Consider the following 11,491-nt stretch of genomic DNA (forward strand, 5'->3'; position numbering starts at 1 on the left):
AAGAAATTTGATATGAAAAATAGAATTTTAAAAAGAATTACTGTTGCTGTTGTGACTGTATTTACCTTAGCTGTACAATTTTCTTGTTCAGATAGTGATCAGGATAATAGAGGGGGGATGGTAAATCCTCCGGTCATAACAAGTGTAGTTTTGGCTAGTGATCCTGATTTAGAACCAGTTACTCAAGCGCAAGGAGGAACAATGGTCATTATTAGAGGATCTGGTTTTAACACGTTGAAAAATGTGTACTTTAACGATTTTGATACTTATTTCAACCCGGCAATGGTTACAGATACTGAGATTTTTGTAGCCATCGATATGGAGACACCTTATGAGGAAGATGCTCCTCAAACATTAAAAGTGGTGAATAAAAACGGAGAGTTTGTGTATCATTTTGTTGTAGCCCCGCCAGCTCCTATTGTAAAAAGCTTTCAGCCGGTAAATGCTGTTGAAGGGGATCAAATTACAATTTACGGGAACTATTTCATAAACCCTACAGTTTCATTTGATGGTGCTCAGGCAACTGTTGTGTCTAATACTTTAACAGAAATTGTAGCTGTAATGCCGGCTAATGCACAGTATAAATATATTACAGTTGAAACTATTTCAGGTACAGCCTCTTGGGGTACAGCTGTTGGGACAGCAATTTACGATGACAATTTTTATGCACCTTGGACTATAGAAGCCTGGAACAATCATGTGTATGTTACTGATTTGGCAAATGCTTTTCAGGGAACTACATTTTTCAAAAAAGACATCCCGGGCTGGGATAATATTCAAGGAAACTGGGATTGGGACGATCAAATCTCTCAATATACCGGTATTAAATTTGCCGTTCGTTCAGATACTCCCGGAAAATTGGTTTTCATTTTCAACGGAAGTAACTGGGGAGATAGTAATTTCGCATTCGATACAACAACGGAATGGACAGAAGTGAGTTTTACTTGGCAACAGCTAAATAATGCAGACCACGTTCAAAATATCACTTTTCAAGAGTTTACAGGTGAGACACATACCTATTATTTTGATAATATTACATATACTGTTGATTAATAGATACCTATTTGAATTAGTTATTAATAAAAGCATCTTGATCTTCAAGATGCTTTTTTAAAATTATTAAAGATGAATAAAAAGAGCGTTATTTTATTAGTATTCTTGTTTTCAGCAACCTTTATACAAGCACAAAAGTTTATTGGTTTAGCTAAACAACCGCCTATGGGATGGAACTCGTGGAATACTTTTGAAATAAACATAGATGAAAAATTAGTAAAAGAAACCGCTGATTTGATAGTTTCAACAGGAATGAAAGAGGCAGGCTATGAATACATTGTATTGGATGACGGTTGGATGACAAAAGAAAGAGATGAAAACGGTGATTTGGTGCCTGATCCTTTAAAATTTCCTAGTGGAATGAAAGCTTTAGTCGAGTATGTTCATGCAAAAGGCTTAAAATTCGGATTGTATAATTGTGCAGGAACTCAAACTTGTGCGGGCTATCCAGGAACACGAGGATACGAATACCAAGATGCTCGTTTTTATGCGTCTTTAGGAATCGATTTTTTAAAATACGATTGGTGTAATACAGCAGGAATAGATGCTAAGGAAGCGTATACGACAATGAGTAAAGCGCTTAAAACAGCCGGAAGACCTATTGTTTTTAGTCTTTGTGAGTGGGGGGATAACCAACCTTGGGAATGGGGTGAACCGATCGGGAATCTGTGGCGCATTTCAGGAGATATTTACCCGTGCTATGATTGTGAATACGTTCACAAAGAAGCAGCAGAGCCTTGGTCATCTTGGGGATTCTTTAAAATAGCAGAAATGCACAAAGGAATTCGCCAATATTCAGGACCAGATCATTGGAATGATTTTGACATGCTGGAAGTCGGAAACGGAATGAGCTATGAAGAAGATAAAAGTCATTTTACATTATGGTGTATGGTTGCTTCACCGTTAATTGCCGGAAATGATTTCAGAACGATGAAAAAAGAAACCCTTGAAATTCTGACAAATAAAGAACTGATAGCAATAAATCAGGATAAACTGGGAATACAAGGTTTTAAATATAGTGACGAGAATGATCTGTCAATTTGGGTAAAACCCTTAGAAAACGGAAGTTGGGCGATTAGCTTTTTTAATAAGAGCGATACAGAGCAAACGATAAATTTTGATTGGAAAGAACATCAGATCAAAGATGAGCTAAATGATTTAGAACTTTCTTTCGTTAAAGAAAACTATCAGATCAGAGATGTTTGGACGCATAAGGATTTGAAAACAACAAAAAAAGTGTTTAAAGCATCGATTAAATCACATGATGTTATTACTTTAATTTTAAAAAAATGATAAGATGAGGTATTTTGTTTTTTGGTGTACTTTTTTCTTGACTACAGTACAGGCTCAGTTTGTAAAAAATAATGGTGCTTTGCAAGTTGAAGGAACCCAGTTGGTTAATCAATATGGTAAACCGGTAGTGTTAAGAGGAATGAGTTTCGGATGGCATAGCTTTTGGCCCCGTTTTTATAATAAAAAAGCTGTAAAATGGCTTAAAAAAGATTGGCATTGCAATGTGGTAAGAGCTGCTATGGGTATTGAAGGAGGAGACGAAAATAAGACTTACAAAGATAATCCGGAGTTTGCCAAAGCTAAGATCAAAGCCGTGATAGAAGGCGCTATTAAAGAGAATATTTATGTAATCGTTGATTGGCATAGTCACAATATAAATTTGGAAGAAGCTAAAGAATTCTTTGCAGAAATTGCTAAAGAATATGGTAAATACCCAAATATTATCTATGAAGTTTTTAATGAGCCGGATGAAGAGAGTTGGGAGGAAGTGAAAACCTATGCTGAAGAAGTTATTGCAGTGATCAGAGCAATTGATTCCGATAATGTTATCTTGGTAGGGTGTCCGCATTGGGATCAGGATATTCATTTACCGGCTGCAGATCCTATCAAAGGGTATAAAAACCTGATGTATACAATGCATTTTTATGCGGCGACTCATGAAAAATGGCTACGAGATAGGGTAGATGCAGCTATGGCAAATGGTTTACCTGTTTTTATTTCTGAAAGTGCCGGAATGGAGGCTACCGGAGACGGTCCTTTAGATTATAAATCATGGCAGGAATATATCGATTGGATGGAAAGCAAAAAATTGAGCTGGATTACATGGTCGGTTTCAGATAAAGACGAAACATGTTCCGTACTCCGAAAAACAGCAAAATCGGAAGGAAATTGGAAACTGTCGGATCTGAAAGAATCGGGAGTTAAAATAAGAGAAGTTTTAAGAGAATTGAATAAAGAGAATTATTAGTTAAATAGATAAAAAAAGCCGAACAAAAATGTTCGGCTTTTTATTATTTTTTCAATTCAAGACTAAGTTGAAAGTTATTATTTTATTTTTCAGCTAACTCTTTTTCTTTTTTATCATAGTAACCGAATAAATGGTGCGTTTTGATAATTTCAGCAGTACCGGATGGTACCATGGTTTCCCAACCGCTTTCACCGTTATTGATCATTTTCAATATTTTTCGGGAGAAGATATCAAGATTTTCTTCTTCATAATCCTGAATGTCGACTACTTTACCGTTAAATTTAAAGAATTTGTACAATTCTTTCATTCTTGGATATACTTTCAGATTGTCGGAGTTGATGATGTTACCATCTTCATCTTTCATCGGATACAGGTAAACTTTAAGGTCACGGTAGAATAATTTACCGAAAGCCTCTAAAATACCACCCGATAAATGGCGGTAATATTTTTCGTCAAAAATTTCAACCAGATTGCTAACGCCCATAGTTAATCCCATACGAGCTTTAGTATAGTTAGAGAAATATTCGACTACTTTATAATACTCCTGGAAGTTTGATATCATTACCGTTTGTCCTAAAGAACATAATAATTCCGCTCTGTCTAAAAAGTCTCTTTCGTCAATTTCCCCTTCTGCTTTTAAGTTAGAAAGCGTAATTTCAAAGACCACAAAAGTATTCTCTTCGTCTACTTTATTTTCACGAATAAACATGTCGTATGACTTTTTGTACATATTCATGTTTACTTTAGTAACCGGTCTGAAACTACCTCTAAGCGCCAAGATATTCTTTTTATAAAGAACAGCAGCCGGTAAGATATTATTTCCGTCAGGACCAAACATTACAGCATCAGTCATACCGTTTTTAACCAATTGTAAACTCATTAATCGGTTGTCTACATTAGCAAAACGCGGACCGGAAAAATTGATAGTATCTATTTCTAATTGATCTTTGTCTAAATGGTCGTATAAATAACGCAATAATTTTTTAGGGTCATTGTGCTTGTAAAAAGCGCCATAGATCAGGTTAACCCCTAAAATCCCTAAAGTTTCTTGTTGCAAACGGGCATCATTCTCTTTAAAACGGATGTGGAGAATAATTTCATTGTAATCTTCATCAGGTTCTACCTGAAATTTAATTCCGACCCAACCGTGACCTTTGAATTTTTTTGCAAAATCGATAGTGGCAACGGTGTTTGCATAACTGAAGAATATTTTATTAGGATGTTTGTCGCGTTTTAAACGATCTTCAATAATTCTCGTTTCGTGAGCCAGCATTTTTTTTAACCGACTTTCTGTGACGTAACGACCGTCTTCTTCAATGCCATAAATGGCATCACTAAAATCTTTATCATAAGCAGACATGGCTTTGGCAATGGTTCCTGAAGAAGCTCCTGCTCTGAAAAAATGACGGACAGTTTCCTGACCAGCTCCGATCTCGGCAAAAGTACCGTAAATATTATCGTTTAGATTAATTCGTAAGGCTTTGTCTTTGATGGATGGAATTTGTTCGATTTCCTTGTCTCCTCGTAGTTTAATATCGGTAACCATGCTTCTCATCTGCAATGATAATTAGGGAAAAATTTTAGTTTGTTTGTTTACGGCAAAGTTAATCAATTTGTAAAAGATAGCCTAATTATTTTTATTTTTGTAAGGTATGAAAGAAGCAAAGTTATACTTTTTAGGTACCGGAACTTCTCAGGGAATTCCGGTTATCGGTAGTGACCATCCGGTGTGTTTAAGTAAGGATCCTAAGGATAAAAGACTTAGAGTTTCGGTTTGGATCAATTCCGGTGATTTTTCTGTTGTAATTGACTGCGGACCAGATTTTCGTCAGCAAATGTTACAAAGCAAATGTAAACATGTAGACGCTATTTTGTTTACTCATGAGCATGCAGATCATACTGCCGGACTGGATGACATCAGACCGTTTTATTTTAAACAGGGGGATATTCCGGTATACGGACACAAAAGGGTGCTGAATAATCTGGCACGACGTTTTGATTATATTTTTGAAACCGAAAATAAATATCCGGGAGCTCCTTCTGTTACTCAGGTTGAAGTCAGGGAAGATGAATCTTTTACAATTAAAGACATCGTAATAGAACCGATCAATGCCTGGCACGGTTCGTTACAGGTTTTCGGGTACAAACTGTTGGATATAGTCTATCTGACTGATGTGAAACGTATCGATATAAGTGAGATAAACAAGATAAAAGGCTGTAAAGCTTTGGTTATAAATTGTTTGCGTGAAGAACCACACAATACGCATTTTAATTTAGAAGAAGCTTTAGATTTTATATCTTTGGTGCAACCTGAAAAGGCTTATTTAACGCATATAAGTCACATTTTCGGATTTCATGAAGAAATACAGGCTAAACTACCGGATAATGTGTATGTGGCCTATGATAATCTGGAAATTTCCTTGTGATGAGAAAGCATATAAAATAATAACAATAGAATTAATATATTACTGATGAAAAAAAATATCATTTTATTCCTTTTTGTTTTTTCTTTTTTGATCAATGTATTTCAATATGTCAATGCTACTAAAATTTTAGAAGCTAAAGAGCACGAGGTAGAAAGAACAAAAGAACATTTAAAAATTGCCCGTGACTCAATAACACTGGTACAATACAACGATTATTTTGATATTGAAAAAGATCAGGATGCACAAGATTATTTCTACAATAAAGATTTAGATTACCAAAAAGTAATGGCTAAGGTAAATGAAGATTTAGTTTCCTTGAACACGAATCCAAAAGGAAATGCACTAGTACCTTATGAACCGATTGACGGTAAACCATTTTTAGTGAACAAAGCGAAGGTTTTAAATCACAGGTGGATCATTGCTGAATTCTCTAACGGTGATCTTTGGGGGCAAATTCTGGTGAAGTATTTCTTCAATGAAGATAAACCGACTGATTTCGAAACGATAGAGACGGTTTTATACGAAAAGCAGAGACAACAATAAGATTTCTCTATAATCGTATCAATTCTTTTCATTTTTAACCATTTAGGTAGAAAGTACAATTTTGTATTTTTGAGACTAAACAATTGAACGTATGAAAATAGTTATATCTCCGGCCAAATCATTGGATTTTGAAACGGCAATCCCAACGCAAGAGTTTACTGAGTCACAATTCTTAGATAAAGCCAATAGCATTCAAAAAGTTTTAAAAAAGAAAAAGCCTAAGGATCTGATGGAATTGATGCACATTTCAGAAAAGTTAGCCGATTTGAATTGGCAACGCAATCAGGAATGGCAGTTACCGTTTACTCCTGAAAATGCACGGCAGGCTGTATATGCTTTTAACGGTGATGTATATGTCGGTTTAGATGCTTATTCAATTCCGGTTGAAAAACTCCCTGTTTTACAAGATAAATTGAGAATTCTTTCAGGTTTGTACGGTGTATTAAAACCATTAGATCTGATACAGCCTTATCGTTTAGAGATGGGAACTTCATTAGCTGTCGGTACTAAGAAGAATTTATATGAATTCTGGAAAAAGAAAATTACGGATGCATTGAATAAAGAGCTTCAAAAAGAGGAGCTATTTCTCAATCTGGCGAGTAACGAATATTTCAGTGCAGTAGATGTAAAAGCTTTAAAAGTTCCGGTTATTACTCCTGAATTTAAAGATTACAAAGACGGAAAGCTGAAAATGATTAGTTTTTTTGCTAAAAAAGCACGCGGCTTAATGGTTCGTTATATTTTGGATCACAATGTAGAAACACTTGAAGAGCTGAAAAACTTCAACTATGATGGTTATGCTTTTGATACCAATCTGAGCAAGGGTAACACATTAGTTTTTACGCGATAATTTTTTTAATAAAACGAACACTTTCCCGTAGAACAAGTTCCGGATTTTCTTTGTGCACTGTATGTCCTGCCTCAGAAACAATAAGAGAAGCAGAAGGACCTTCTGTTTGGGTAACGATCTTTTTCACCTGTTCCGGAGAACCGAATTCGTCATTTTCACCTTGTATAATAAGGGATTTACATGATATTTGTCTTACAAAGTGTTCAATGTTCCAGTTTCTATATTCCGGAGAAGTCCAGGTTTTTGTCCAGGCATTAAATAAAGCTTCCGTTTTGTCACCGTGATAACGTTCCAGTTTTTGTTTTAAAGGCGTTGTCTTATAATTCAGAACAGCCTCCTGAATTCCTTTTAATGTAACATCTTCTACAAAGATATGTGCTCCTTGGGTAATGATACCGATGGTTTTTTCAGGGTATTTGGCGGCAAAGATAAGTGCTATAGATCCACCATCACTGAAGCCAAATAAAACAGCTTTTTCAATTTCCCGGAGTTCCATCAGATCGGCTAAAATATCGGCTTCCTCTTCTAAATAATTTACATCTCGTTTTGAATATGAGAAAGGACAGGATCTTCCATAACCTTGTCGGTCATAGAGTAGTACATTACAGTGCGTCTGTCTGGCCAGTTGTTCAGGAAAATCCCGCCATAGTTCCATACAGCCCAGTGAGTCATGTAAAAAAATGAGAGTAGGCTGATCAGGATAGTTGGTTATTTTTTTAAAAGCTATTTGGGAAAAGTCTAAAGACATTTTGATTCGTTTAAGATAACATGGCACCGCAAATCCCGGCTCCGATTAAAAAATAGATTCCCGCAGCAATGAAAAGCTTTTTAGCGGTAGACGGTTTCTTTTTTCGGATGATTAAGCCAATAATAACCATTAGAATGGCCGGACTGTGAAATAATAAGTAAATGATTATGATTAAAGAAAGTAAGCCTTCCATAGCGATTTAATTAATGAGGTTATCCAAAATTTTTCTTTTTTCATCCCGGTAAAAGAGATTCATGGTCTCAAAAGGAATTATTTTATTATCCTTATTGACTATATGAACGCAGGATTTTTTTATGGCTCTCACATCAAAATTATGAGCATCAATAAATTGCATAATGATGATACGGAATAAATTGTCGTATCCTAAATCAGGCGCTTCAACAAACGGTAAACAGCACAACAAGGAATGCAATTTCTCAGAAGCCTTATCTGTAGAAGTTCCGGTGCTGAAAATTTCAAACATTTTTTGTTGTAAGGCTTCATCCTGCTCGTAAACAATAGTATTTTTACTGTTGTCTAACAGATCTGCCGGATTAATATAGCGGGTTAAAGGTAATACATTTCCGTTTAGTTTTAAGGCATATCCCATAACCAGGGCATCCGGATTGCAAGGAACAGGGATCAGGTCATCTGATTCGAAAACAGTAGTTTGTTCCAGTATTTTTCGTCGGACTTCGGTTAATGTGATACGATCGGTTTGTGAATCAAAGTTTTCCAGTCTTCCGGCAATTTGTGTAGGTTGAAAAGTAACACCTCTTACGCATTGTTGCTGAAGTGCAAATTCAATCACTTCTCCGATTTCATTGTCGTTCAGTCCTTTTTGTAAAGTAACCACCAGAGTTGTTGACAAATTGAGTACATTCAGGTGTTTCAGCGCCTGCATTCTCATTTTACTCAATTCGGCTCCCCGCATAGACTTTAAAACGACGTCATTAAAAGAATCAAATTGCAGATAAATTTCAAAATCAGGGGTATATGTTTTCAATCGCTTAGCAAATTCAAAATCCTTTGCGATAGCAATACCGTTCGTATTTACCATCAGATGTTTGATCGGCAGGGATTTGGCATAATCTAAGATCTCAAAAAATTGTGGGTGTAGAGTAGGTTCTCCTCCGCTAATTTGAACAACATCGGGTTCTTTTTCATTTTTTACAATCGTATCAAGCATGGTTTTCACTTCTTCAAGTGTTCTGTGCCTGCCATAAGTAGGAGAGGAACCTGCATAACAAGTAGGACAGGTTAAATTACAACGGTCGGTAATCTCAATTACAGTTAAACAGGAATGTTGCTCGTGATCCGGACACAAACCGCAATCATAGGGACAGCCATAATGTGTTTTAGTATTAAACACATAAGGCATTTCAGAGGGTTTATTGTAATTCCGGATGTTTTTGTAATATTCTTTATCATCGGCAATTAAAACTTTAGAAGCACCATGTTCCGGGCATCTTTTTAACATAAAGACTTTTTGTCCTTCAAAAACAATTTTAGCATCAATTCGCTTTAAACATTCCGGACATAAGCTTAATGTAAAATCATAGTAAGTATATTTTCTGACAGGCATAAACAACGTATTTTTTTAGGGTTTTGCTATAATAAAGGAAACAAATGATACACAACCATTGAATACTACTTAGTCCTGAAATAAAGAAAGTATTCGGCTTTAAGAATTCAACGGCAAAGCGCCATGAAAAGTATGCGATCATAAAAAATTTAAAAAGGGTACCGTTTTCAAGTTTTTTGTTTTCCCATAAATATTTTAAGAGCCAGAATAAACCTGCTAAGAAGAATAATTCATAAAGAGCAATAGGATGTCTTTTAATACCATCGCCCAGATTTATACCAAGAAAAAAAGAAGTCGGTTTCCCGTACGTAAACTCCCGTATGCCGCTTAAAAAACAGCCGATACGCCCTATGAAGATTCCCAGGATCAAAGGAAGTGTAAACAAATCACCGGATGATTCTTTTTCACGGATTATTTTTTTGGCTAATTCAACACCGATAAGTCCTCCGAATAATCCACCCATAATGGTTTTAGCATTCAGGATACGGATCAGGTGATCAGAGCTGAAATGAAAGACCGGGTTTTCAAGAAAAGCAAAAAATCGGGAACCTATAAAAGCTCCTACAATAGCTCCTAAAAGGATGGATAATCTGTTTTTTCCGGTAATAGCATCACTTTTCGTTCTTTTTAAATAAAGGTAATATCGGAAACCGATGAAAAAAGCTAAATATTCTAATAGTAAATGTACATTGACTGAAGTTCCGAAAACTTGCGGTTCAAACGGGATGTTCATTCTTTATATATTGTACGTCAAATATAATTCTTTTATAAAGAGAGCGCATCTATAAAAAGAAAAACTACACCTTAAGGTGTAGTTTTATAGTAGTTAAAACAATTAGTCGATTAATTCCATAAGCATTTTTTTGCCTTTAATATCTATTTCCTGTTTCAATACCTTTCGGCTGCTTTTTTCAATGTAATAAGTGGAAACAACTTCGTTATCTGAAATATCATCTGTTGTAGTAACAATCCAGGTTTCTTTTGGAAGGCCATGACTCAGCAAAGTACTATCTTTTACTTGTGTAATTGTTGCTGTAATCACACCGATTTTAGCTACCGGATTATAATCAAAAATAGAAATAATACCGGAGTATCCCTCTTTTAAGGGTAGCCAACGAATCAGTTGCGGATAAAAATTACTATCAAAGTAAGATTGATCTGCTTTTTCTGAGATCATTACTTTTTTATTATTCATTTTATCCAGATAATAACCGGTAATTTCTTCCTTAAAGTGGAGTGCCATATCCCTTTGTTGATTGTATGAAGAATGATAAACCGGTTTAAAGCGATCCGTTTTTACAATTGTACTGTCAACCCATTTTACTGGTGAGCGGTTCAGATCAATGGTAGAGATGACTATCAGCTCATTTCCTTTTTTTTGAACATCAGTCTGAATAGTTCCTATTTCAATTTTCATAGTGTCTTGCAGGACAAACCATTTCATTTTTGAAGATTCATTTTTTACCAAACTATAATCCACAGGATTATTTTGAGGGCTCAATGGAGCCTGACCGAATGAGAAGAGTACAATACCCATTGAAAGAATAAGACTGAAGATTGTTTTTTTCATGATTTTACTTTTCTTAATATGTATAGGTTTTAATTAAAAGTTACATTAAGAATAATAGTATTTTAAGATATTAAACATACAATGTTTTGATTGTTAGTGTTTTGTGGTCTTTTTTAAAAAAGTTGAAACGAACTACTTTAGGGGTAAAGTGCTCATTAGACAAGTAATGAGATAACTATTTAAAATAAATTGCTAAAACCAAAACTTTAACAAAATATACATTTTTTCTGTATCCAAGTTAACAAATATAGGCGCTATATTTGTTACGGTTAATAGCAGTAATTTTATTTCTTATCAAGAACATTTAGTCCCGAAATCTTTTCGGGACTTTTTGTTTTTGTGGATTTTTTACGCATCGTACAGATAAAATATTAAATTTTAACAAAATATACATTTTTCCTGTATCCGAGTTATAAGAACAATGCTATACATTTGATCCCGATTTCTCACGATTAC

At 35.1% G+C, this 11,491-nt stretch carries 12 protein-coding genes; 6 read left to right on the plus strand and 6 right to left on the minus strand.

Translation table 11 applies throughout. The features are described 5' to 3' along the window. Nucleotides 1–12: 12 nt before the first annotated feature. The 3 genes from NHF50_RS13425 (at nt 13) to NHF50_RS13435 (ending at nt 3,313) form a co-directional block, all read left to right on the plus strand. Nucleotides 13–1,053, plus strand: coding sequence for an IPT/TIG domain-containing protein (locus NHF50_RS13425; protein WP_252776939.1), 1,041 nt, complete (start codon nt 13–15; stop codon nt 1,051–1,053). A gap of 72 nt (nt 1,054–1,125) precedes the next feature. Continuing rightward, entirely contained in the window at nt 1,126–2,346 is a 1,221-nt protein-coding gene (locus NHF50_RS13430; RefSeq protein ID WP_252776940.1) for a glycoside hydrolase family 27 protein, read from the plus strand. 4 nt (nt 2,347–2,350) lie between these two features. Continuing rightward, nucleotides 2,351–3,313 (plus strand): glycoside hydrolase family 5 protein, encoded by a 963-nt coding sequence (locus tag NHF50_RS13435; protein WP_252776941.1) that lies wholly within the window; start codon nt 2,351–2,353, stop codon nt 3,311–3,313. An 82-nt stretch (nt 3,314–3,395) separates the two neighbouring features. Here the strand turns inward: NHF50_RS13435 and NHF50_RS13440 are convergent, their stop codons facing one another. Beyond that, nucleotides 3,396–4,859 (minus strand): TonB-dependent receptor, encoded by a 1,464-nt coding sequence (locus NHF50_RS13440; RefSeq protein ID WP_170108245.1) that lies wholly within the window; start codon nt 4,857–4,859, stop codon nt 3,396–3,398. Between the two features lie 106 nt (nt 4,860–4,965). Between NHF50_RS13440 and NHF50_RS13445 the strand changes: the two genes are divergently transcribed. The 3 genes from NHF50_RS13445 (at nt 4,966) to yaaA (ending at nt 7,132) form a co-directional block, all read left to right on the plus strand. Then, entirely contained in the window at nt 4,966–5,739 is a 774-nt protein-coding gene (locus NHF50_RS13445) for an MBL fold metallo-hydrolase (RefSeq protein WP_252776942.1), read from the plus strand. 45 nt (nt 5,740–5,784) lie between these two features. Next, on the plus strand, nt 5,785–6,282 hold the full coding sequence (locus tag NHF50_RS13450) for a hypothetical protein (protein ID WP_109570136.1): 498 nt from the start codon (nt 5,785–5,787) through the stop codon (nt 6,280–6,282). 91 nt (nt 6,283–6,373) lie between these two features. After that, nucleotides 6,374–7,132, plus strand: coding sequence for a peroxide stress protein YaaA (yaaA, locus tag NHF50_RS13455; protein WP_252776943.1), 759 nt, complete (start codon nt 6,374–6,376; stop codon nt 7,130–7,132). Here yaaA and NHF50_RS13460 read toward each other — a convergent pair. From NHF50_RS13460 to NHF50_RS13480, 5 genes are all read right to left on the minus strand, one after another. After that, complete coding sequence (locus tag NHF50_RS13460; RefSeq protein ID WP_252776944.1) at nt 7,122–7,880, minus strand: alpha/beta fold hydrolase; 759 nt, start codon at nt 7,878–7,880, stop codon at nt 7,122–7,124. The genes yaaA and NHF50_RS13460 overlap by 11 nt on opposite strands. 10 nt (nt 7,881–7,890) lie before the next feature. Then, nucleotides 7,891–8,073: a hypothetical protein gene (locus NHF50_RS13465; RefSeq protein WP_109570139.1), complete on the minus strand. Its 183-nt coding sequence runs from the start codon at nt 8,071–8,073 to the stop codon at nt 7,891–7,893. A gap of 6 nt (nt 8,074–8,079) precedes the next feature. Next, the gene (locus NHF50_RS13470; protein WP_252776945.1) at nt 8,080–9,465 is read right to left on the minus strand and encodes a radical SAM protein; all 1,386 of its coding nucleotides are present in this window, start codon (nt 9,463–9,465) and stop codon (nt 8,080–8,082) included. After that, nucleotides 9,437–10,198 carry a prolipoprotein diacylglyceryl transferase gene (locus NHF50_RS13475; RefSeq protein WP_252776946.1) on the minus strand — a complete coding sequence of 254 codons (762 nt, stop codon included), beginning with the start codon at nt 10,196–10,198 and terminating at the stop codon, nt 9,437–9,439. The genes NHF50_RS13470 and NHF50_RS13475 overlap by 29 nt, the downstream gene beginning before the upstream one ends. Nucleotides 10,199–10,300: 102 nt before the next feature. After that, complete coding sequence (locus tag NHF50_RS13480) at nt 10,301–11,035, minus strand: hypothetical protein (protein WP_252776948.1); 735 nt, start codon at nt 11,033–11,035, stop codon at nt 10,301–10,303. Nucleotides 11,036–11,491: the final 456 nt, after the last annotated feature.

Source organism: Flavobacterium sp. NRK F10, assembly GCF_024054235.1.
In the GTDB taxonomy this organism is placed as follows: domain Bacteria; phylum Bacteroidota; class Bacteroidia; order Flavobacteriales; family Flavobacteriaceae; genus Flavobacterium; species Flavobacterium sediminis.

What these genes read in the sequence shown, in the direction of transcription:
- NHF50_RS13480 (WP_252776948.1), bottom strand. Translation starts at nt 11,035, where the DNA reads ATGAAAAAAACAATCTTCAGTCTTATTCTTTCAATGGGTATTGTACTC.
- NHF50_RS13435 (WP_252776941.1), top strand. Translation starts at nt 2,351, where the DNA reads ATGAGGTATTTTGTTTTTTGGTGTACTTTTTTCTTGACTACAGTACAG.
- NHF50_RS13445 (WP_252776942.1), top strand. Translation starts at nt 4,966, where the DNA reads ATGAAAGAAGCAAAGTTATACTTTTTAGGTACCGGAACTTCTCAGGGA.
- NHF50_RS13470 (WP_252776945.1), bottom strand. Translation starts at nt 9,465, where the DNA reads ATGCCTGTCAGAAAATATACTTACTATGATTTTACATTAAGCTTATGT.
- NHF50_RS13430 (WP_252776940.1), top strand. Translation starts at nt 1,126, where the DNA reads ATGAATAAAAAGAGCGTTATTTTATTAGTATTCTTGTTTTCAGCAACC.
- NHF50_RS13465 (WP_109570139.1), bottom strand. Translation starts at nt 8,073, where the DNA reads ATGGAAGGCTTACTTTCTTTAATCATAATCATTTACTTATTATTTCAC.
- yaaA (WP_252776943.1), top strand. Translation starts at nt 6,374, where the DNA reads ATGAAAATAGTTATATCTCCGGCCAAATCATTGGATTTTGAAACGGCA.
- NHF50_RS13440 (WP_170108245.1), bottom strand. Translation starts at nt 4,859, where the DNA reads ATGGTTACCGATATTAAACTACGAGGAGACAAGGAAATCGAACAAATT.
- NHF50_RS13475 (WP_252776946.1), bottom strand. Translation starts at nt 10,198, where the DNA reads ATGAACATCCCGTTTGAACCGCAAGTTTTCGGAACTTCAGTCAATGTA.
- NHF50_RS13425 (WP_252776939.1), top strand. Translation starts at nt 13, where the DNA reads ATGAAAAATAGAATTTTAAAAAGAATTACTGTTGCTGTTGTGACTGTA.
- NHF50_RS13450 (WP_109570136.1), top strand. Translation starts at nt 5,785, where the DNA reads ATGAAAAAAAATATCATTTTATTCCTTTTTGTTTTTTCTTTTTTGATC.
- NHF50_RS13460 (WP_252776944.1), bottom strand. Translation starts at nt 7,880, where the DNA reads ATGTCTTTAGACTTTTCCCAAATAGCTTTTAAAAAAATAACCAACTAT.